At 33.5% G+C, this 22,771-nt stretch carries 19 protein-coding genes and 1 other RNA gene; 9 read left to right on the top strand and 11 right to left on the bottom strand.

The annotated features are described in order from the left end of the window. Window positions 1-2: 2 nt before the first annotated feature. The 3 genes from RF683_RS05905 to RF683_RS05895 are packed head-to-tail and all read left to right on the top strand — an operon-like array spanning window position 3 to window position 3,539. Window positions 3-1,088, top strand: a complete 1,086-nt coding sequence (locus RF683_RS05905; RefSeq protein WP_309531415.1) for a DegT/DnrJ/EryC1/StrS family aminotransferase — start codon at window positions 3-5, stop codon at window positions 1,086-1,088. Further along, window positions 1,076-2,089 carry a glycosyltransferase family 2 protein gene (locus tag RF683_RS05900; RefSeq protein WP_309531414.1) on the top strand — a complete coding sequence of 338 codons (1,014 nt, stop codon included), beginning with the start codon at window positions 1,076-1,078 and terminating at the stop codon, window positions 2,087-2,089. Before RF683_RS05905 ends, RF683_RS05900 begins: the two co-directional genes overlap by 13 nt. Before the next feature lies 1 nt (window position 2,090). Beyond that, window positions 2,091-3,539 (top strand): oligosaccharide flippase family protein, encoded by a 1,449-nt coding sequence (locus RF683_RS05895; RefSeq protein ID WP_309531413.1) that lies wholly within the window; start codon window positions 2,091-2,093, stop codon window positions 3,537-3,539. On the opposite strand, the gene RF683_RS05890 is transcribed toward RF683_RS05895, so the two are convergent. From RF683_RS05890 to dnaX, 8 genes are all read right to left on the bottom strand, one after another. After that, window positions 3,529-4,677 carry a glycosyltransferase gene (locus tag RF683_RS05890; protein ID WP_309531412.1) on the bottom strand — a complete coding sequence of 383 codons (1,149 nt, stop codon included), beginning with the start codon at window positions 4,675-4,677 and terminating at the stop codon, window positions 3,529-3,531. The genes RF683_RS05895 and RF683_RS05890 overlap by 11 nt on opposite strands. 47 nt (window positions 4,678-4,724) lie before the next feature. Further along, on the bottom strand, window positions 4,725-5,123 hold the full coding sequence (gene msrB / locus RF683_RS05885) for a peptide-methionine (R)-S-oxide reductase MsrB (protein ID WP_309533155.1): 399 nt from the start codon (window positions 5,121-5,123) through the stop codon (window positions 4,725-4,727). 339 nt (window positions 5,124-5,462) lie between these two features. Continuing rightward, window positions 5,463-5,645: a hypothetical protein gene (locus RF683_RS05880; protein WP_309531411.1), complete on the bottom strand. Its 183-nt coding sequence runs from the start codon at window positions 5,643-5,645 to the stop codon at window positions 5,463-5,465. 11 nt (window positions 5,646-5,656) lie between these two features. Continuing rightward, complete coding sequence (locus tag RF683_RS05875) at window positions 5,657-7,051, bottom strand: radical SAM protein (protein WP_309531410.1); 1,395 nt, start codon at window positions 7,049-7,051, stop codon at window positions 5,657-5,659. Further along, window positions 7,041-7,784, bottom strand: coding sequence for a prolipoprotein diacylglyceryl transferase family protein (locus tag RF683_RS05870; protein ID WP_309531409.1), 744 nt, complete (start codon window positions 7,782-7,784; stop codon window positions 7,041-7,043). The genes RF683_RS05875 and RF683_RS05870 overlap by 11 nt, the downstream gene beginning before the upstream one ends. A 417-nt stretch (window positions 7,785-8,201) precedes the next feature. Continuing rightward, the gene (locus RF683_RS05865) at window positions 8,202-9,830 is read right to left on the bottom strand and encodes an acyl-CoA carboxylase subunit beta (RefSeq protein ID WP_309531408.1); all 1,629 of its coding nucleotides are present in this window, start codon (window positions 9,828-9,830) and stop codon (window positions 8,202-8,204) included. A 12-nt stretch (window positions 9,831-9,842) separates the two neighbouring features. Then, complete coding sequence (locus tag RF683_RS05860) at window positions 9,843-10,340, bottom strand: DNA polymerase III (protein ID WP_309531407.1); 498 nt, start codon at window positions 10,338-10,340, stop codon at window positions 9,843-9,845. A 152-nt stretch (window positions 10,341-10,492) separates the two neighbouring features. Continuing rightward, complete coding sequence (dnaX, locus tag RF683_RS05855) at window positions 10,493-11,578, bottom strand: DNA polymerase III subunit gamma/tau (protein WP_309531406.1); 1,086 nt, start codon at window positions 11,576-11,578, stop codon at window positions 10,493-10,495. Between the two features lie 243 nt (window positions 11,579-11,821). Between dnaX and rnpB the strand changes: the two genes are divergently transcribed. From rnpB to RF683_RS05830, 5 genes are all read left to right on the top strand, one after another. Beyond that, window positions 11,822-12,137, top strand: an RNA gene (gene rnpB, locus RF683_RS05850) — RNase P RNA component class A. Window positions 12,138-12,249: 112 nt separating this feature from the next. Beyond that, window positions 12,250-12,894 carry a DUF47 domain-containing protein gene (locus RF683_RS05845; protein WP_309531405.1) on the top strand — a complete coding sequence of 215 codons (645 nt, stop codon included), beginning with the start codon at window positions 12,250-12,252 and terminating at the stop codon, window positions 12,892-12,894. Between the two features lie 20 nt (window positions 12,895-12,914). Beyond that, window positions 12,915-14,543: an inorganic phosphate transporter gene (locus RF683_RS05840; RefSeq protein ID WP_309531404.1), complete on the top strand. Its 1,629-nt coding sequence runs from the start codon at window positions 12,915-12,917 to the stop codon at window positions 14,541-14,543. A 195-nt stretch (window positions 14,544-14,738) separates the two neighbouring features. Next, entirely contained in the window at window positions 14,739-15,566 is an 828-nt protein-coding gene (locus tag RF683_RS05835) for a DUF2490 domain-containing protein (RefSeq protein ID WP_309531403.1), read from the top strand. Between the two features lie 135 nt (window positions 15,567-15,701). Beyond that, a complete protein-coding gene (locus RF683_RS05830; protein ID WP_309531402.1) occupies window positions 15,702-18,242 on the top strand; it encodes a zinc-dependent metalloprotease in 2,541 nt (846 codons plus the stop codon). 80 nt (window positions 18,243-18,322) lie between these two features. On the opposite strand, the gene prfB is transcribed toward RF683_RS05830, so the two are convergent. Next, window positions 18,323-19,418 (bottom strand): peptide chain release factor 2 gene (gene prfB / locus RF683_RS05825; RefSeq protein ID WP_309531401.1). Its coding sequence is split into 2 segments (ribosomal slippage): window positions 18,323-19,354 and window positions 19,356-19,418, totalling 1,095 coding nucleotides; the frame shifts between segments, so codons are not numbered across the junction. Between the two features lie 45 nt (window positions 19,419-19,463). On the opposite strand from prfB, the gene RF683_RS05820 reads away from it, so the two are divergent. Continuing rightward, a complete protein-coding gene (locus RF683_RS05820; protein WP_309531400.1) occupies window positions 19,464-20,489 on the top strand; it encodes a threonine aldolase family protein in 1,026 nt (341 codons plus the stop codon). On the opposite strand, the gene miaA is transcribed toward RF683_RS05820, so the two are convergent. Both miaA and RF683_RS05810 read right to left on the bottom strand, forming a co-directional pair. Further along, window positions 20,479-21,402 (bottom strand): tRNA (adenosine(37)-N6)-dimethylallyltransferase MiaA, encoded by a 924-nt coding sequence (miaA, locus tag RF683_RS05815; RefSeq protein WP_309531399.1) that lies wholly within the window; start codon window positions 21,400-21,402, stop codon window positions 20,479-20,481. The genes RF683_RS05820 and miaA overlap by 11 nt on opposite strands. Window positions 21,403-21,404: 2 nt before the next feature. Continuing rightward, a complete protein-coding gene (locus tag RF683_RS05810; protein ID WP_309531398.1) occupies window positions 21,405-22,766 on the bottom strand; it encodes an exonuclease domain-containing protein in 1,362 nt (453 codons plus the stop codon). Window positions 22,767-22,771: the final 5 nt, after the last annotated feature.

The following is a 22,771-nucleotide window of genomic DNA, read 5'->3' as shown; positions in this document are numbered from 1 at the left end:
TCATGATTAAATTTTTAGACTTACATAAAATAAATCAACGATTTGAGACAGCGTTTCAAACACAATTGCATACGTTTTTTTCAAAAGGACGTTATATTTTAGGCGAACAAGTACAACATTTCGAACAACAATTTGCAGCATTCAATCAAGATCAATTTTGTATTGGAGTAGGAAATGGGTTAGATGCACTATCGCTTATTTTTAAAGGCTATGTTGCTTTAGGAAAATTACAAAAAGGCGATGAGGTTTTAGTTTCTGCACATACGTATATCGCTTCTATTTTAGCTTTAACTGAAATAGGTTTAGTTCCTGTTTTAGTGGATCCTAACGAACAAACATTCTTATTAGACACCTCTTTATTACAAGATAAAATTACATCTAAAACGAAAGCTATTTTAGTTGTGCATTTGTATGGTAGATTAGCAAATATTGCCGAAATTGAAAGTTTGGCTCATCAACATAATCTTTTAATAGTGGAAGACTGTGCGCAATCACACGGTATTAATGAAACGTCCTCACATCCTAAAGCGTTTAGTTTTTATCCAGGTAAAAATTTGGGTTGTTTAGGCGATGGAGGTGCTATTACTACGAATGATGAAGTATTAGCTGAATTACTTTTTAAATTACGAAACTACGGTTCTGCTGTAAAATATGTTCATGAAATACAAGGGGTAAATTCGCGATTAGATGAAATACAAGCCTTATTTTTAAGCATTAAACTACCTTTTTTACAACAAGATAATTTACGCAGACAAGCCATTGCAAAACGCTATACTAATGAAATTAAAAATACCTTGATTCAATTGCCGCAATGGGACATACAAACGCCTCATGTTTTTCATTTATTTGTCATTAGAACACCCCATAGAGAGGCCTTACAAAGCTATTTGAAGACACAAGGAATAGAAACTTTAATTCATTATCCAATACCTCCACACAAGCAAAAAGCATATGAAGCTTGGAATGATTTATCGTTTCCTATTACTGAAAAATTACATCAAGAAGTATTGAGTTTACCTATAAGCCCTGTAATGACAGAGGACGAAGTTACCTATGTAATTCAAAAAACATCGGCATGGACGTTATAATTAAATCGTTTAATAGACCCTATTATTTAGAACGTTGTTTGCACACGCTTTATACCTATGTAACTGATTTAGCTGGTGAGGTGTATGTGTTGGATGACGGTACCCCAGAGCCTTATTTAGCAAAAATTCAAACCAAATTCCCTCAAATTAAAATTCTTACATCTGCATTTTATCAAGACAAGCAAGAAAAAGTAACCCAAGGTATTCCTGTGCATGAATATAAAGTACCCATTGATTTATGGGTTGCTACGGCACAAAGCGTATCTGATTATTTTGTTTTACTCGAAGATGATATGTGGTTTACTCAAGCTATTAGTTTGACCACTATCGAAAAAGAAATGCGTGAGAATAATGTTGTAATGACTAAATTATTTTGGTTAGGCAATCCTAATTTAATTCAACATAAAAGAGAAATACCGACACCAAATTTAGTTATTTTGGAGCCAAAATTATACACTACACTTCCCTGGTTGTATGATTTTATTTTTTATCGTTTTTACCGTTTTAAAATTAAAAGAATACTTAATTTACTTGGTATTCATTCAGAAAAAAAACGTATTGCTTACTACACCTTATATTCAGTAGCGGGAATGATTTTTGAAAAAAACTATTTTTTAGCCATGTGGCAAAACCATAAAAATGAAGTAAGTGAAGGCTTGCAATTATTTAATGCAGTAAAAAAATGGCAGGCTTCTAAAGGAAGTTATACGGTAGCTCGATTGCCGCAAGAAGTAGTGAAAACAGGGTTTATTTCTTCTGCCACAAATCAGTATAAAGAGCATTATGCTGAAGCAATGGATATGAATCAATTTAATTTACTATTAAATGAAGCTTGGTTTCAGGATAAATTTGATAGTTTAGCATCGTTGCCTAAAGATTTTTCATCAGCCGCAGTGCTAGATTTACTCGCATCAAAGGAATCAATTGCACCAACTAATTGGAAAAAATGGTATCATAATTTTAGGAAACAATATATCGACATTGGTTGTCATATCGATTAATATGGAAGAACAGCATTCACATCATTCAATACTTAAAGCAACAGGCATTTTCGGGTTTGTACAACTCTTAAAAATGGTTGTTTTTGCTGTTTCTTCTAAATTAGTCGCCTTGTTTTTAGGTCCTATTGGTATGGGCTTGGTGGCACTCCTTCAAAATGTTTTACAAATTATTTTAGCGCTTACAAGTTTTGAGTTTTTAAAAACCGCCACAAGAGAAATAGCAATAAAAAAAGAAACGACCTTTGCTACAACAGTTAATTTACTTTTTCAACTTGCCATAGGTATAGGCGTGTTAGGTGCCTTAGTTTCGGTGCTGTTTGGTCTTTTTTTTAATAAAATTATTTTTACTACCTCATTGCCTTTTTCGTGGTATTGGTTGTTAATTTTATATTTTGTTTTTACAAGCATTTCAAATGTTTATGTTGCCATTTTGCAAGGAGTAAATCAAATTAAAACCCTAGCGATTTTTAACTTAGCAGTCTCCTTTTTTACAGCTTTAGGTAGTGTTCCGTTGTATTACTTTTTTAGAACAGAAGGTGTTATTTGGGTGGTGATTTATGGAGCGCTAGTCCAACTCGTTTTAGCTTATTTATTTACCCGAAACTATACATGGCAATTTAATGTATTGTCTTTAAAAGAATTAAAAATTATGGCTTCGCCATTAATGCAGCTAGGCTTTTTTATGTCTATAAATTTAATTTTTGGACAAATTTGCTTTTTACTCATTAAATTATTTTTAACACAAACCTTTCATTCTACAGCAATAGTGGGGCTTTATGAAGTAGGAAATGTTATTTTAGTTAATTATTTGGGTTTGGTTTTTCAAGCGATGTCATATGACTTTTATCCAAAATTAGCAACAATAAACGATGATAATAGTGCTGTTAAAAGTTTAGTCAATAAGCAAATGGAAATCGCACTTATCGTTATAACGCCTGCCGTCTTATTTTTATATCTTACGGGTCCTTATGTGATTGAATTATTTTATTCTCACTCTTTTTTACCTGCATTTTCTATTTTAAAATTTGCTTTACTTTCTGTAATCTTAAAAGCCATTACCATGCCTTTAGGGTATATAATATTAGCCAAAGGAAATAAAAAGCAATTTTTTAAACAAGAACTGTTGGGCGATTTTTTAAATGTCACACTTTCTATATTGTTCTATCATTATTTTGGGTTGGAAGGCTTAGGAATGGCCTATGTGCTACATTATGCAATCTATGCTTTATATGTTTATTTTGTGGTTAACAAATCCTATGCATTTGAATTTGAAAGCGCATTGAAGAAATTAATTATTGTGAATGTAAATTTAGGAATGGGTGCCGCATTAGCATTGTTCTTTTTGCCACAATATCACTATTTTGTAGGTGTTTTAGTTGTTTTTTCTGTAGTGTATTCCTATCGTGCGTTACAGCAACGAGTTGATTTGAAAAAACTATTTACGAAATAGCCGCTTTCCATTTTTCCACATACATTTTTGCAACTTTATTTGCATCATGCACTTTTTCAACAAAAGTAATTGCATTTTTGCTTATGCGTTCTATTTCTTCAGGGTGTTCAATAAGAAAAGAAAGTCCTTTAACTAGAGCCTCAACATCAGGTAGCGCATTGATTGCAACTTCATTAGGTTGTAAGTTATAGTGTTTTAAAAATTCTGTTTCGGCACCTGTAAAAACCACTTTGCCTTTTGCCATTGCTTCCAACGCATTATACCCTTGATCAAAAGCATACACTTGGTCTAGAATGACTTGTGCTTTTTGGTAGCTTTCTTGATACATAGCATAAGGCACATCTGTTGTTTGTAAAATACTAATTTGGTCTTTATATTTTTCTTTTAAACGTACTAATGCGGTTTCAAAGAGCGGAATTCCTTTCGTAAAACTATTTCCAGAATTGACGCCTAAAAAAATAACAACTTTGTCTGCTACCGTTACGGCTTTTGGATTTTCTGGCAACACGACAGGATAAGGAATAAGTCCTAAATACTTCGGATTGTTTTGAATAGGTTTAACATAATCTAAATCACCTGCAATAACGCCTTTGCTATGGCTGTAGATAAAATCATGAATTTTTTTGTGTCTCGGGGTTGTAAACTCAAACATATAATCATATTGCTTACTTACTAGTATTTTGTTTTCAAAATAAGGCGTAAGCAACGAGTAACGTTCTTTTTGTTGTAAATGATGTTGCATGTTGCTATAATCTACACCACAAGAAAGTAAAAATACATTTTTATTGCATCGAAACAATTTTTTTAGCAAATACAATTCTAAGCGGGGACAAGTTTGTATTGGTTTTTCGTTAATAAGTTGCACCACATCAAAATCCTCAAGTTTAGGTAAATGCCACCACAATCGAAGGCCATGCTCTAAAAGTGCCAAGTCAAAACCAAACAACCGAAACCAAATTTGACGTGGAATACGGCCTAGTTTAGATTTAAAAAAAGTGGCCTTAATAGAAATATCAGTAGGATAGTTTTTAAAACTATCGCCGTTGTTTATAAGTACAACTTCATGGCCAGCCGCCACAAGACCCATTTTGAGCGAGTTGTGTAACCGACTAAATTCCCCTACTAATAGTATGCGCATCTGTTGTTATTTGTGCCCTAAAAGTACTAAAATTAGCTGTATGTGGTTTATTTTTTAGGGATAAATTTTATAGAAACCGAATTGGTACAAAAACGCATGCCCGTAGTTTCTTCTGGGCCGTCATCAAAAACATGGCCTAGATGGCCACCGCATTTAGCACACATTACTTCTACACGTTGCATGCCGTAGCTGTTGTCTTTTTCATAAATCACCGAACCTTTTAGGGCTGCATCAAAAGATGGCCAACCGCAGTGCGAATCAAATTTTGTATCTGAGGAAAATAAAGGATTTTCACAGCCGGCACATACATACATACCTTTTTCAAAATGTTTGTCATAAGTACCCGTAAATGGACGCTCAGTTGCTTTTTCTCTTAAAACGGCATAGGCTTCTTCAGAAAGTTGTGCTTTCCACTCAGCAGGTGTTTTTGTAATTTCAAATTTCATACTGTCTTTATTTTGTACGTGTTGTGGTGTAGGTGTTTCTTTCACTGTTTTAACTTGTGTTGTTTGGCTTTGGCACGAAACACACACTATACAGAGTAAAAGATAAAAAGCATTTTTCATTTTTTATTTAAAATTACGCAACTACAAAGAGTTACTCAAATTTTTAGCAAAACTATAACAGTTGTAGAGTGATGCTAACGTTTGGCGCTTTGCGAGGTTGCGATTTTTACCACAAATGTTGATGCGGAGAACCAAACTTTGATTAACCACAAAAGTGTCTGCGGAGCACTGAACCGCCACTTTTGCCAAACCCGTGTTATATGCAGTTTTTCTCATTGTCTAAGTTAATAATGCTCCACAAATTCCGCCACCAATTAGAAAATAGATTCCTGCTGCGATTAATAATTTCTTTGCATTTTCAGGTCTTGATTTTAGTCTTGTTAAACCAATGATAAGCATAATTATTGCCGGGCTGTGGCAAACAAGATAAATAATTATTATTAATGATAGTATTCCATCCATTTGTCAAAAGTTTAAATTGATTGTGATTTAAGTTTTTCTAAATATTCTTTTTTGTCATCCCGATAAAACAAATTCATTGTCTCAAATGGAATAATCTGATTGTCTTTATTAACGATGTGAACACATGATTTCTTTATTGCCCTAACATCAAAATTGTGGGCGTCAATAAATTGCATAATTATAATTCTAAACAAGTTGTCGTAACTAAGATTTGGTGCTTCAACAAAAGGGAGGCAACAAAGTAAACTATGTAATTTAGATGATGCTTTGTCTGTAGATGTTCCAGTGCTGAATATTTCAAACATTTTGCGATGAAGTTCTTCGTCTTGCTCATATACAATTGTATTTTTACTATTGTCAAGTAAGTCAGTCGGATTGATGTATCTTGTCAGTGGGATATTATTTCCTTCTAACTTTAAAACATAACCCATTACTAAAGCGTCAGGATTACAAGGTACTGGAATCAAATCGTCAGAAGTAAATATTTCTGACTGTTCTAATATTTTTCTGCGGACTTCGGTAAGTGTAATTCTGTCAGTTTCATGATTAAAGTTATCAAGCCTTCCAGCAATTTGTGTTGGTTGAAAAGTTACACCTCTTACACATTTTTGTTTAAGAGCATAGTCAATTATTTGACCTATTTCATCGTCATTAAGTCCTTTTTGTAATGTAACTACTAGTGTTGTTGATAGATTTAATTCATTTAGGTTTTGAATTGCCTTTTCTCTAATTTTTTTCAAATTTGCTCCACGTAATGAAACCAATGCTTCCTCTCTAAAAGAATCAAATTGCAAATAAATTTCAAAATCAGGTGAGTAACTTTTCAAACGTTTGGCAAATTCAAAATCTTTGGCGATTTCAAGACCATTTGTATTGACCATAATGTGTTTAATGGGCAATGTTTTAGCATAGTCTAGAATTTCAAAAAAATTGGGGTGAAGTGTTGGCTCGCCTCCGCTTATTTGAACAACGTCTGGTTCCTTTTCATTTTCAACAATTGTATCTAACATTGTTTTGACCTCTTCAAATGTTCTATGTCTTCCATGTGTTGGCGAAGAACCAGCATAACAAGTTGGACAAGTTAAATTACATCTGTCGGTAATTTCAATAATTGTAAGGCAGGAATGTTGTTCATGGTCTGGACAAAGTCCACAATCATACGGACAACCATAATGAGTTTTTGTATTGAACTTATAAGGTGTTTCTGATGGCTTGTTATAGTTTCTGATATTTTTGTAATATTCTATATCGTCTGCAATTAGCACTTTGGAATTACCATGTTCAGGACACCTTTTTAACATGTAAACGTTTTTGTTTTCAAAAATAATTTTAGCATCAATCCGCTTTAAACATTCAGGACACAAACTAATTGTATAGTCGTAATATGTATATTTTCTAGTAGGCATTTTTCATTATTTTTTTAAAAGTCGGAATGTAATATATCCAACATGTTACACAAAGTAATTGAATACTGCTTAATCCTAAAACATAAAAAATGTTTGGTTTAAGAAACTCGATCATGAACCGAAATCCAAAGTATGAAATCATGAAAATCTTAAATAATAATCCACTTTCTTTATTTGTATAAAAAGTAATTTTCTTTAATAAAATGAATAACAAAATCAGAAAAATGATTTCATACAAAGAGGTTGGATGTCTCGATAATCCGTCTCCTAAGTCTATTCCAGTAATAAAACCAGTTTCATTTCCGTAAGTAAATTCTTTAATACCGCTTAAAAAGCAACCGATGCGTCCGATTATTATACCGACGATAATAGGGAAAGTGAACAGGTCGCCAGAAGAATGTCTTTCATTAATTATTTTTTTTGAAGTCTCAACACCAATTAGCCCTCCAAACAGCCCACCCATTATAGATTTTGTGTTTAATAATTGAACTATGTTATTTGAGTTGAAAGTAATCATTGGATTTTCCAAAAAACCAATTAGTCTGGAACCTAAAAAAGCTCCGACAATTGCACCGAGTATAATTGAAAGTCTGTTTCTATTTGATATTTGGTCAGTTGTCAGTTTACGCAAACTAATATAATACCTGAATGCAGTAAAGAATGCAAGATATTCTAAGATTAGGTGGACATTAATTTTAGTCCCAAAGATTGTCGGCTCAAATGGTATTGTCAATGTCTCGTGGTTTTATAAAATTGCATATAACTCATTTATATGCTCAGTTTTTTGCTATTTAGTTGAGCAAAGCTAGTTATTTCTGGGTAGCTATGCTCAACTATTGTTTTACTTTTTTCAAATCTACTAAATATTTTTAAACCGTATATGATTAGTACTGTTTTTTAATTTAGTAATAGATGTATTTTAAGTTAACTTTTTCTAATTTTCATTTCCCTTAGGGGAACAATATATTTTCCCTAGGACAATTAAATAGTTTTCCTAGGGGAATTGTTTAATTGCTGTACAGTAATTAAAAATATACACCAGATAAAGTAGCTTTTATAGGCGGTCAAAAAGAAGTTTTGATACAAATAAAAACAAAAAAGCCTGCTCCAAAAACTAAAACAGGCTGATATAAATTATAAAGTAGAATAGTTAAACTTGCAGTACACCTAAATTAAATTTCTTTTCAATAGGGGCGTGGTTTGCCGCTTCAATACCCATAGAAATCCATGTGCGTGTATCTAACGGGTCTATGATGGCATCTGTCCACAAACGCGCCGCAGCATAATAAGGCGATACTTGCGCGTCATATTTTGCTTTAATTCTGTCAAATAGTTCTTGTTCTTTAGTAGCATCTATGACTTCTCCTTTTGCTTTTAAAGAAGCCGCTTCAATTTGCATCAATACTTTGGCTGCTTGTGTCCCGCCCATAACGGCTAGTTCGGCACTAGGCCACGCAAAAATTAGTCGAGGATCATAAGCCTTACCACACATGGCATAATTACCCGCGCCATACGAATTGCCTATGACTACCGTAAATTTTGGCACTACAGAATTGGCTACGGCATTTACCATTTTTGCGCCGTCTTTTATAATGCCGCCATGCTCAGATTTGCTCCCTACCATAAAACCGGTAACATCTTGTAAAAAAACTAATGGTATTTTCTTTTGGTTGCAATTGGCAATAAATCGGGTGGCTTTATCTGCAGAATCAGAATAGATCACCCCGCCAAATTGTATTTCACCTTTTTTAGTTTTAGAAACCAAACGTTGATTAGCTACTATTCCAACAGCCCAGCCATCAATACGAGCATAGCCAGTAATTAATGTTTGTCCGTAACCTGCTTTATATTCATCAAATAAAGAATCGTCAACTAAACGTTTAATGATTTCCATCATATCGTATTGCTCTGCTCTTGATTTTGGTAAAATTCCGTAAATATCAGCAGGGTTAAGTGTGGGTTGTATCGGTTTTTCTCGGTTGTAGCCCGCTTTATCAAAGTCGCCCATTTTGCTCACAATACTTTTAATGCGGTCTAAGGCATCTTTGTCGTCTTTTGCTTTAAAGTCTGTTACGCCAGAAATTTCGCAATGCGTGGTTGCGCCCCCTAAGGTTTCGTTGTCTATGTTTTCGCCAATTGCCGCTTTTACTAAATAGCTACCTGCTAAAAAAATACTGCCTGTTTTGTCTACAATTAAGGCTTCATCGCTCATAATAGGCAAGTATGCACCACCTGCTACACAACTACCCATAACAGCAGCAATTTGTGTAATACCCATACTGCTCATAATGGCGTTATTTCTAAATATACGCCCAAAATGTTCTTTGTCTGGGAAAATTTCGTCTTGTAGAGGTAAATAGACCCCGGCAGAATCCACTAAATAGATAATAGGTAAGCGATTTTCGATGGCAATTTCTTGCGCTCTTAAGTTTTTCTTACCTGTAATTGGAAACCATGCGCCAGCTTTTACGGTAGCGTCATTAGCAACTACTATGCATTGTTTTCCTTTAATGTAACCTATCTTTACAACTACACCGCCAGAAGGGCATCCGCCGTGTTCTTCATACATGCCTTCGCCAACAAACGCGCCAATTTCAATGCTTTTTGTTTTTGAGTCTAATAGATAATCAATGCGTTCACGTGCCGTCATTTTTCCTTCGGCATGTAATTTTTCAATACGTTTTGTACCACCGCCAAGTTTTACTTTAGCAAATTTGTTTAGCATTTCTGAAACAAGAAGTTTGTTGTGGTCTTCGTTTTTATTGAAATTAATATCCATAGGAGAGGGGTTTTATAAATCTAATTCAAACGTATTTCTAAATTGCTCAATCAAAGGATTTAACTCCTTGAAATGGTTAAATTTTTCTTCGCTTGTATAGTGAACTTTAGGTTTAAAGGTTTCTATTACAGTAATTTTAATTTTAATTTCAAAATTTCGAAGGTTGGTTTTTAAATGATTGATTAATTCATTGTAATGATTTTCAAAATCGTGTTTTGAACCTTCGTTAGGAAATTCTAATAATATATTGTTGCCCATTTTAATGGGTTTACTTAAAGTCATGTAGGAAAGCAAAATCTTTTTGCCACGTTGCTCTAAAATTTGCCCAAAACTAATCCATTGTTCTTCTAATTCTTCTTGGGTGAACGGTTCAACGGGATGTTCGCCAGGTTCAAATGTTTCAGGTTTTTGTTGGCGTTCAATTTCTTTTATAGCTTTTAATCCAGAAAGCGAAAGGGGTGAAATTTTACGTTTTGTTTCTCCGTTTTCCGTAGCACTAGCTGCTGGCATTTGCGGTTCGCTAGGTGTTTCTTTTGGTGTAGATTCTACTTCAACTATAGGTTGAGTTTCAAGGGGTTTTTCTTCTTGATTTTCAATTGTTTGAACAACTGTATTAACTGTTTTTTCAGGTTGATTTTGTGAATTAAAATAATGGGCAGGCGCTATATAGAATTTAGCTTTTTTTTTTCGGCGTCATGTGTTAATGAAGCCAATTGCATTAAAGTTAATTCTACAAAAAGTCGTTGATTTTGGCTGGTTTTATATTTTAAATCACAAGCATTAGCGAGTTCGATTCCTTCTAATAAAAATTCATGCGAAGCTTTTTCGGCTTGTGTTTTAAATAAAGCTTGTACTTGTTCGCTTACTTCAAGTAAAGATAAAGTCGCTGGATTTTTACAAACCAATAAATCTCTAAAATGTGACGCTAAACCAGCAATAAAATGATGGCCATCAAAGCCTTTCGCTAAAATGTCATTGTATGCTAATAGCACCTCTGGAATTTTATTTTCTACTAATAAGTCTGTTATAGAAATGTAGTAGTCATAATCCAGTACATTTAGGTTTTCTGCTACTGCCTGACGTGTTAAGTTATTGCCACAAAAAGAAACCACTCGGTCAAAAATAGATAAGGCATCGCGCATGGCACCATCTGCTTTTTGAGAAATGATACGTAAAGCCTCTTCTTCATATTGTACACCTTGATTTTGTGCAATATCCATAAGATATTCTTTGGTGTCATTTACCGTGATTCGTTTAAAATCAAATATTTGACAACGCGACAATATAGTAGGAAGAATTTTGTGTTTTTCTGTAGTGGCTAAAATAAATATAGCATGCTTAGGAGGTTCTTCTAATGTTTTTAAAAAGGCATTAAAAGCTGCTTGTGAAAGCATGTGTACCTCATCAATGATATATACTTTATAATTACCGGTTTGTGGAGGTATTCTTACCTGGTCAATAATACTTCTGATGTCATCAACACCATTGTTGGATGCTGCATCTAATTCAAATACGTTAAATGAGAAATCCTCATTAGGATCGTCATAACCGATTTGGTTTATTTTACGGGCTAAAATTCTGGCGCAAGTTGTTTTACCAACACCTCTGGGTCCAGTAAATAAAAGCGCTTGAGCCAAATGATTGTTTGCAATAGCGTGTTCTAGCGTATTGGTAATAGCCTGTTGGCCAATAACATCTTTAAATGTTTGGGGTCTGTATTTACGCGCAGATACGATGAATTGTTCCATAGGTGCTATTGTGAAGCAAATATAGAGGTAAAAAAATTAATAGTCAATAGTTTTATCGAAATACTTGTTTGGTTTTAAGGTTTAGGGTTGTAAATTTATTCTAATATGCTTTGTAAAACTTTGAGACACTCAGCGTGTTTTATGTTAAAAGATAGAACTACGATAGGATTGCAGAAATTGATAAATAAAAAAATAGCTTCAAAATTAAAGTAACTAAAATTCATAAAATTACATTACTTTTGTGGGGCAGACCGCCTTATCGCTCTATGTTATAGAGAGGAAAGTCCGGACACCACAGAGTAGCATAGCGGGTAACGCCCGTCATTCCGATACATCGGAAGAGGACAAGTGCAACAGAAAGAATGTACAGGTAAGGCTGTAGTGAAACCAGGTAAACTCTATGCGGTGAAATGCCATGTATACCAGCAGGTAAGAGCTACTCGTTCGTTGCTGAGGGGTAGGCAGCTAGATCTCGATAGTAATATCGCGACCAGATAAATGATAAGGGTCTCGTTCACAAAACGGGATACAGAATCCGGCTTACAGGTCTGCTTTTTTTTCTTCACAAAATGTTAATAATTATTTAATAGTTAATCTTCTTTTGTTAATTACTTAACATTAACTTAACATTGCGCTGTTACATTTGCTCAAAATTTTAACAACTAAACGCAATGGCTTTAAAAAACATTTTAAATTTTTTCTCTCCAAAGGATAAAACGTTTTTTCCTTTATTTGAGCAAGCAACTAACAAGCTAACTAAACTTTCTGAAACGCTTCACGAAGCTGTTAATGCCTCAAAAGGGGACAGAGATGCTTATTACAAAAAAGTTGATGAGTTAGCGGAGTCTATTGAGAATATTTCTCATAAAATGAACATTGAATTAAGTAAAAACTTCATTACACCTTTTGATAGAGAAGATATTCATGCTTTAATGTCAACTATTGATGATGTTTCAAGCAATTTACAAGAAGCTTCAAATAGAATACGAATGTATCAAGTAGAGAAAATTACTAAATCTATTCGTAAGATTACAGAAATTAATTTAGAAGCTTGTCATCATATCTCTAAATCTGTAAAAGATTTGAAGGATATGAAAAATTTTAAAGCAGTTTTTGATTCAGTTAAAAAAATCAATAAATTAGATAGAAAATCTGATTCTGTTTTTGAAAAAGCAGTAGCTGATATATTTGAAAACGAAACAGACGTTAAAAATATTATTAAATACAAAGAAGTATTAGCTTCATTAGATAAAGCAACAGATAAATGTAAATCAGTTGCACGTGTATTAGAAGCAGTGGCAGTTAAACATTCTTAATCGAATAATTCTAAGAAATTATGTTTACATTATTAATAGTAATTATAGTAATTGCTTTATTGTTTGATTTGGTTAATGGCTTTCATGATGCAGCTAATTCAATAGCAACAGTTGTATCTACAAAAGTATTATCTCCAACACAAGCAGTGGTTTGGGCTGCCTTCTTCAACTTTGTTGCTTATTGGGTTTTTGACATGAGCGTAGGAAATACGGTAGCAAAAACAGTTGATAGTTCGGTTATTAACTTATGGGTAATATTAGCTGGATTATTAGCTGCAACAGCATGGAATTTATTGACTTGGTGGCTAGGTATTCCTTCTTCATCATCACATACCTTAATTGGAGGTTTTGGAGGTGCCGCAGTAGCACATGCAGGTTTTGGGGTTCTAAATTCAGAAGAAATTTTAAAAACAGTTTTGTTTATATTTCTAGCTCCAGTGATAGGGGGAATAATATCCTTTTTTATTGCAATGGTTACGATTCAACGTAATTTTTACAAGAAAATAACTATTTCCATTTTAGCATCTGTAGCAACAGTATATACTACGTATGCGTTGAAAGATACGTTGGATATTAAACCAATCATGATTTGGATTATTGGTGTATTATTAGGTTTCTTTATTTTGGTTTATTTTGGTTATGAAATCATCAATGGTAAAAGGCCTTCACATACTAAAGAAGGAAATATGTATAAAAAGTTACAATTACTTTCTTCGGCAGCCTTTTCATTAGGACATGGTGGAGCAGATTCACAAAAAGTAATGGGTATTATCTGTGCGGCTTGTATTGTATATGCAAATTCATATAGAACTACGACTGACACACATACACCAGATTTCTTAAAGGATTATTTACATGTGACAGAAATTCTTCAAGTTAAATATACCAATGATGAAGGAAAAGTAAAGAAATTTAAACCATCTGTAGGTGTTTTTGGAAAAGATACGTTGTATTTAGATGGTAAAAATATTATTGATGTTACGACGGGTGAGAAAATTTTTGAAGATGAAAAACTAAATCCTAAAGTAGCCAAAACGAATCCATTTATTCAACATCTTATTAAGGAAAATAGTAGTAAGGCCGATGATTTTGGTAAAGCATCTAAGGCTTTGACTAAGCTAGAAGTTTATTCAGATAAAAAAGATGTGAAAGATGTTGTAACTAATGAAGTTATCTTTAATGACAAACATATTAATCCTAAGTATAGATTTTCTAAAATATTTAAGAAATATGTGGATGAAAAAGGGAAACTGCTAGAAGGACATAAAGTGGAAACTAAAGTAACCAAAGATACTATGAGTTTCTTAATTGCTTTTGGATGTTATTTAATGATAGGATTAGGTACCTTGATGGGTGGATGGAAAATTGTGAAAACGATGGGATCTAAAATTACAAAAGTAACGCCTTTAGAAGGAGTTTGTTCTGAAACGGCAGGTGCATTAACCTTATTTACCGTTTCGCAAATGGGAGTTCCGGTTTCTACAACCCATACCATTACGGGTTCTATCATTGGAGTAGGTGCAACAAAGCGTTTAAGTGCTGTAAGATGGGGAGTAACCATTAACTTATTATGGGCATGGATTTTAACAATACCAGTTTCGGCATTGATAGCAGCTGTGTTCTATTATATATTTAAGTTATTTATATAATTATTTATTACATATCTTAAAATCCCGATTTATTCGGGATTTTTTTATTTCTGTATGTTAAGAAATTGTAAATTTAAGTATTAATTCATAAAGATTATTTAATATTAAAAATAGATTAGCACAAGTACTTAACATTAATTTTGCCAAAACTAAATACTAACACAACTATTTCTTAACAACACAAATTAAAACGCAATGAAAAAATTAGTTTATCTTAATTTATTTGTTTTTTTAACATCCTCTATGTTATTCGCTCAAATTAATCCTAAAGCAGACCAATCTAATGGCTGGATTTTTTATACAGGTAATCATAAATTAACTGATAAATGGGGATTACATACAGAATACCAATTTAGACGTAATGATGAATTTTCTAAACCGATGCAACATCAAATTAGATTAGGTTTAGATTATAATCTAACAAAGCAATTAACTGTTTCTGCAGGTTGGTCATACATTGAAACATTTGCCTATGGAGATTTTGCAGATGAAATACCAGCCAAATACAATAATTATAAATTTAATGAACAACGCGCATGGGAGCAATTCATTATTAAACATGAGCATATTAATCGCTTCCATTTTGATAGTAGATTTCGTTTAGAGCAAAGATGGATTGCTTCGGTAAAAAACTTTGGTACAGATACAGCTCCAAATTATTTAAGATATGATGATCCTTCAGAGGGATATTGGAAATACAGGCAAAGAGCTCGTTATAGATTTAGAGTTCAAGTGCCGTTGACAAAATCTGAAATGAAAGATAATACTTTGTTTTTTGTAGCTGCAGATGAAATATTTGTCAATTTTGGAAAAAATGTACCCGCAAATATTTTTGATCAAAACCGATTATACTTAGCACTGGGTTGGCGCTTTACTAAAGATACTAACGTACAAGTAGGATATATGAACCAATTTATTGAAAAATCAGACGGTGTGCATAAAGAAAACAATCATACGTTACAAGTAGCTTTAACTTATAATATTGATTTCTCAAAATTATTTAAATCCACTAAAAAAGAATAATACAAAGCGACTTAGGTCGCTTTTTTTAGCTCTATTAGTAACGCGAGTTAAAATTTTATAAAAAGTGTACTTTTATTTGTAACAAAAATGTATTTTGCACACTTATACTAGTAATTAATTTATTAACTAATAACTATGAAGCTAAACAAATTATCCATTATTTTAAGTTGTGGGTTAGTCTTTATGAGTGCCGAAATTAACGCTCAAAAAAAAGACACACAAAAGAAACCATCGGGTACGCCAACAGCTGAAGCTAAAAAGCCAGATGCTAAGAAAGAACCAAAACCTTATAATAAGGTAATTGACTCTACTGCGGTAACGCAAAAAGGGTTGCTAGATGTACATAAAGTAGATGATAAATATCTTTATGAAATTTCAGACCAATTGTTAGGCAAAGAAATCATGACCATAACACGTTATTCTAAAACACCAGCAGGTGGTGGAATTTTTGGTGGTGAAGAGGTAAATAGACAAGTAGTTCGATTTGAAAAAGGAATAAATAACACCTTATTATTGCGTTCAGTAACCTATGTGATTACTACACCAAATGAAGATAAACCTATTACGAAAGCAGTAAAAAATTCGAGCGCAGATCCTATTATTGCTAGTTATGATATTTTAGCTTATAAAAAAGATGCTTCAGGAAAAAACAACATAGGATATGTAGTAGATATGAATCCTACATTTGATGCTGATGTTCAGATTTTTTCCTTAAATCCAATAAATAAGCAATTATTAAGTATTCAAGCGTTTCAAAAGGATAAATCGTTTATTCAATTTGTGAAAAGCTTCCCAATTAATACAGAGATTAGAACTACTAAAACGTTTTCTACTGTACCCCCTCAAATTTCTAGAAATCCAATGCCAAAAATAGGCGTTGACTTTCCTGCAGGATTAGACGCTGGAGTAGTAACCGTTGAGTTAAATACCTCAATGATTTTATTGCCAGAAAACCCAATGCGAAAAAGAGCATTTGACAAAAGAGTAGGGTATTTTGCAAACAGTTATGATGTGTTTGAAGAAGATTCACATAAATCAGATACAGATGTGTTTGCTGTAAGATGGCGTTTAGAGCCTAAATCTCTTGAAGATGCCGAAAGACAAAAAAGAGGTGAATTAATTGAACCTAAAAAACCAATTGTTTATTACTTAGATCCAGCTACCCCAGATAAATGGAAACCATTTATAAAACAAGGGATTGATGATTGGCAAGAAGCATTTGAATTTGCAGGTTGGAAAAATGCCATCCGCGGAGAATATTGGCCAGAAAACGACCCAACAATGAGTTTAGAAGATGCTCGTTTTTCAGTTTTAAGATATTTTGCAGCAGAAATTCAAAATGCGTATGGTCCAAATGTACACGATCCTAGAACTGGAGAAATTTTAGAAAGTCATATTGGTTGGTATCACAATATTATGAGTTTATTACGTGATTGGTATTTGATACAAACGGCTGCTGTAGATCCACAAGCGAGACATAAAAAATTCGATGATAAGTTAATGGGTGAATTAATCCGTTTTGTTGCCGCTCACGAAGTGGGTCACACACTTGGTTTACGTCACAATATGGGAGCTAGTAATGCTACACCTGTAGAAAAATTAAGAGATCCTGCTTTCCAAAAACAAAACGGACATACTTCTTCAATCATGGATTATGCACGTTTTAATTATGTAGCACAACCTGAAGATGGTGTAAAAGATTTATTCCCAAGAATTGGCGATTATGACAAATGGGCTATTAAATGGGGGTATTCTTATTTTAAAGATGCTGCTGATGAAAAAATAGAAAAAGCACTACTTAATGAAATGACTAAAGATGCGTATCAAAACAGACGTTTGTGGTTTGGTACAGAAACGAACCCATATGATCCAAGATACCAAACGGAAGATTTAGGGGATAATGCGATGAAAGCTTCTGAATATGGTATTAAAAATTTAAAAAGAATTTTACCTAATTTAATTGATTGGTCAAAAGAATCTGGTGAAGATTATTCAGAGTTAGAAGGTTTGTACAATTCGTTAGTGGGGCAGTACAGACGTTATATGGGACATGTTACCAAAAATGTTGGTGGTGTGTATGAAAATCCAAAAACCTATGATATGGCAGGAAGTGCATACGAAGTAACGCCTTCTGCTATTCAAAACGAAGCTATTGCTTTTTTAAATGAACAATTGTTTAAAACACCAACATGGTTACTCAACCAAGCTATTATTTCTAAAATTAAAGCAGATGTAGGTGTTGATGCTATTAAGAGCATTCAAGATGCTACATTGTCAAGTTTATTGTCAAATGATCGATTAGTACGATTGATTGAAACCTCTTCATTAAGTAAAGCAAATTACTCAGTTGATGAATTGATTTCAGATTTGAGAAAAGGTATTTTTTCTGAATTAAAAACGAATGCAACAATTGATATCTACAGAAGAAATCTTCAAAAAGTAATGGTGAGTAGATTAATTGATCTCGTTGCATCTGATAAAAATGCAGTAGGTAATTTTGACGGAAAAAGAATCAGTGTAATTGATACAGATATTCCATCTATTGCTAGAGGTCAATTGGTTGAATTAAAAGCGCAATTAAAAGCAGCTAGTGCAACTACTTCAGATAGATTAAGTAAGTTTCACCTTCAAGATTTAGTGTCAAGAATTGAAAAAGCATTAAATCCTAAGCAATAATTCAATTTGAATTGTCAAATTTTTAAACTCGACCTGTTAAGTTCTTCAACTCGACAGGTCCAGTTTTTTTTATGTCTTTACTATTCTTCTTTTTGTCCCATCATCATTAAATAGGCTTTTAAGAAACCGTCTAATTCGCCATTCATAACTGCATCTACATCTGTTGATTCAAATCCACTTCGCACGTCTTTAACTAATTTATAAGGGTGCATTACATAGTTTCGAATTTGAGAACCCCATTCAATTTTCATTTTACTGGCTTCAATATCTGCACGCTGCGCTAAACGTTTTTTCAACTCAATTTCATATAATTGCGAACGAAGCATTTGCATTGCTCGTTCTCTATTGTCGTGTTGCGAACGGGTTTCTGAACATTGAATTTGTATACCAGTAGGTTTGTGTACTAATTGTACTTTAGTTTCTACTTTGTTCACATTTTGTCCACCCGCACCACTAGAACGAGCTGTAGTAATTTCAATATCGGCAGGACTAATTTCAATTTCAATAGTATCGTCTACTAATGGATATACATATACAGAAACAAAAGAAGTATGTCTTTTTGCATTACTATCAAAAGGCGAAATGCGCACTAATCGATGTACACCATTTTCCCCTTTTAAATAACCAAAAGCAAAATCACCTTCAATTTCTAAGGTAACTGTTTTTACACCAGCTACATCACCTTCTTGAAAGTTTAGTTCTTTGATTTTATAGCCTTGTTTTTCAGCCCACATCAAATACATGCGCATCAGCATACTAGCCCAATCACAACTCTCTGTACCGCCAGCTCCAGCGGTAATTTGCAAGACCGCACTAAGATTATCTCCTTCATCAGAAAGCATGTTTCTAAATTCAAGATCTTCAATGGCTAGTAAGGTTTGTTGGTAATGCATATCTACGTCTTCTTCAGAGGCATCACCTTCTTTATAAAATTCAAATAAAAGTTGGAGTTCTTCAGCTAAATCAGCGCATCTTGTATAATCATCTACCCATTTTTTCTTTGAGCGAAGGTTTCTTACAATGATTTCCGCTTGTTTTGCATTGTTCCAAAAATCAGGAGCAAACGTTTTTTCTTCTTCGTTTGCAATTTCAATTAATTTGGCATCAACGTCAAAGATACCTCCTTAACGCAACCAGGCGATCATTAATGACCTTTATTTGTTCAATATTTATCATTTTTTTGTAGTTTTACCAAACAAAAATACGCTATTCATTTTATTTATGGAAATTAATTTATTTAGTGATACGGTTACTAAGCCTACTCCCGACATGTTACAATTCATGTTTAAGGCCAAAGTAGGAGACGATGTATTTAAGCAAGATCCTACTGTAAACGAGCTTGAAGAAACACTAGCCGATTTGTTTGGTAAAGAGGCAGCTTTGTTTTTTCCCTCTGGAACAATGGCTAATCAGGTGGCTATAAAAATTAATACGCAACCTGGAGATGAATTAATTTGTGACAAATGGGCACATGTGTTTTTATATGAAGGGGGTGGCGCTGCATTTAATAGTGGTGTGAGCTGTCATTTACTAGATGGGACTAGAGGTATGATTACGGCTGAACAAGTAGCTGCAGCTATCAATGATCCAGAAAATATACATTTGGCTAAAACAAGTTTAGTTTGTATTGAGAATACCACAAATAAAGGAGGAGGTGCTTGTTATGATTTTGAAGAATTGGTGAAAATTAAAGAGATTTGCCAACAAAATAACTTAAAATACCATTTAGATGGTGCACGATTGTGGAATGCTTTAGTAGCTAAAAAACAACATCCAAAAGCCTATGGAGAATTGTTTGATACCATTTCTGTGTGTTTATCTAAAGGCTTAGGTGCACCCGTAGGTTCTGTATTGATAGGTTCTAAAGAAGCTATAAAGAAAGCCATGCGTGTACGAAAATTATTTGGAGGCGGTATGCGACAATCTGGATATTTAGCAGCAGCAGGAATGTATGCCTTACAGCATCATATTTCTAGGTTAGAAGAAGACCACAAAAAAGCTAAAGATATAGCCCAGCTATTAACACGAATGCCGTGGACAGATAATGTGGAACCTGTTGAAACAAATATTGTTATTTTTACCGTTAAAGCGCCAATAACACCAACTCAACTCATGCAAAAACTGAAAGAAAAAAACATTTATATCAGTGATATGGGGCAAGGTAAACTTCGTTTTGTAACACACCTAGATTACAAACAAGTAATGCATGATTATGTACTGGAAGCTATTGAGCGAATTACTTTTTAAGCTGTTTTTCTATATGCTTAAAAATTTCTGTTCTATCAATAGCATAATCAAACCATGTGGCATTTTCGGTTCGTTTAAACCAAGTCATTTGCCGTTTTGCAAAACGTCGGGTGTTCATTTTTATTTGTTCGATAGCGAATTCAAAAGTGGTTTTTCCATCAAAATAATCAAACAATTCTCTGTAACCAACGGTTTGTAAAGCATTCAATTCTTTGTTTGGATACAATGCATTTGCTTCAGTTAAAAGTCCTTCGTTGAGCATTATTTCTACACGCTGATTGATTCTGTCATACATGATTTCTCTATCTGCTTCTAATCCAATGATAATAGACGTGAAGTTTCTTGTGTTTTTTCGTTTGCCAATAAAACTTGAGTAGGGTTTTCTTGTTCCCATACAAACTTCTACAAAACGTTTCATCCGTTGTGGATTTTGTAAGGTTTGCGGATTTTCAGTTTGCAATTTTTGAAAATAATCTGAATCTAATGTGTTTAATTGTTCCTGCAAATAGTTAATTCCCAATGCATCGTATTTGCTGTTTATTTCAGCTCTTACCGAAGGATCAATTTCTGGAAACTCATCAAACCCTTTCAATACCGCATCTACATATAAGCCAGAACCTCCTACCATGACTTGAACGTTATTTTTTTGAAACAATTCGTCCAATTTAGTCAGGGCTTCTTGTTCAAAATCACCCACTGAATACGACTCAAATATAGATTTATTTTGTATAAAATGATGTGGCGCAGCAACTAATTCCTCCTCACTTGGAACTGCGGTGCCAATTTTCATTTCTTTAAAAAATTGCCGGCTATCGCATGAAAGAATAGCGCAACCAAAATGTTGTGCCAAAGCAATACTTAAGGACGTTTTTCCTATAGCGGTGGGGCCTATTATAGTGATGAGGTAGTTCAATGCTAAAACGTAATTATTTTAGTAACTTTATTTTTGCGCAAATAACTTTGAATAATCGTTTTTACATCACGATTGTGTTGCATCGCAATAATGATGTTTTTAAGAACATTTACATTGGTTATTTGGTAATTTAAATCAAAAAAACAATAGCCTTTGTAAACACCATTTTCAATCAAAACAGCACTTCGTTCTTCAAAACTACGGCCTTTATCTACTACAATCATATTATTGTTTTCAAAAGCATTTTCTTCAAGAAAATCGAAAACCCTTTCATTATAATCATCCGCATTTTCTTTACCTAAGCAAGCGCCGTTACATGCACTTATTTTATATTGAAAACAGCCGTTTTGGGTATCATACAAGCCGTTTACTTTTTGACAAAGGTTATATTTTTCTGTTATTTTAAACAGTACATTTTTACCTTCTTGCAATGTGGTAAAAGAAGTGATTTCTTTTTTGCGACCATCAGCTTTTTCAACGGTTAAAGCCATATAGCCTTCCTTATTTTTATGAGCATACAAGGCATATTGAAAAATTGTTTTTCGTTGCGCTCGATTGTAAATAGGCTTATTGATTTTAATTTCTTCACTTTCTTTTAATAGTGCAATTAATTCGCTACCTGTTTCTTCAAAAGTAATAGCAAATACATCCCGTTGTATTTTTTTGCTTTTACTATTTGAACCTGTGAAATGTTGATTGACGCGCTTTTTAATGTTTTTGCTTTTGCCAATGTAAATTAAATCTCCATTTTCATTATGAATGTAATAAATCCCTGTTTTTGATGGTAAATTTTCAACAATGTCTAATAATTTTGGCGACATTCCCGATTTAATTTCGGTTTTGACAAAACTTTTTAAAATCTCTTTTTCTACATCTTTTGCCAAGAGCATTTTGAACAGCTTTACAGTTGCCAAAGCATCTCCGCTTGCTCTGTGTCTGTCTGCCATTGGAATTCCCAAAGCACGAACTAATTTTCCTAAACTATAAGAAGCCTGATCGGGAATTAGTTTTTTGGAAAGTTCCACCGTACAAAGCGTTTGTTTTTTGAAATCATAACCCAAACGTCTGAATTCAGTTTGTAAAATTCGGTAATCGAAACTGGCGTTATGCGCTACAACAATGGTTCCTTCAGTGATTTCAATAATGCGTTTTGCAACTTCATAAAATTTTGGAGCACTGCGTAACATGGCATTGTTAATACCCGTCAATTTTACCACAAAAGGTTGAATGGGTTTTTCTGGATTCACCAAACTAATAAATTGATCCACAACCTCATGGCCATCAAATTTATAAATAGCAATTTCGGTAATACCTTCTTCGTTGTATTGACCACCAGTAGTTTCTATGTCGAGTATTGCGTACAAAATAG

The sequence above is a fragment of the Flavobacterium sp. 20NA77.7 genome, from assembly GCF_031326205.1.
Taxonomy (GTDB): Bacteria; Bacteroidota; Bacteroidia; order Flavobacteriales; family Flavobacteriaceae; genus Flavobacterium; species Flavobacterium nakdongensis.
This window is presented reverse-complemented; position numbering and strand designations above follow the sequence as displayed.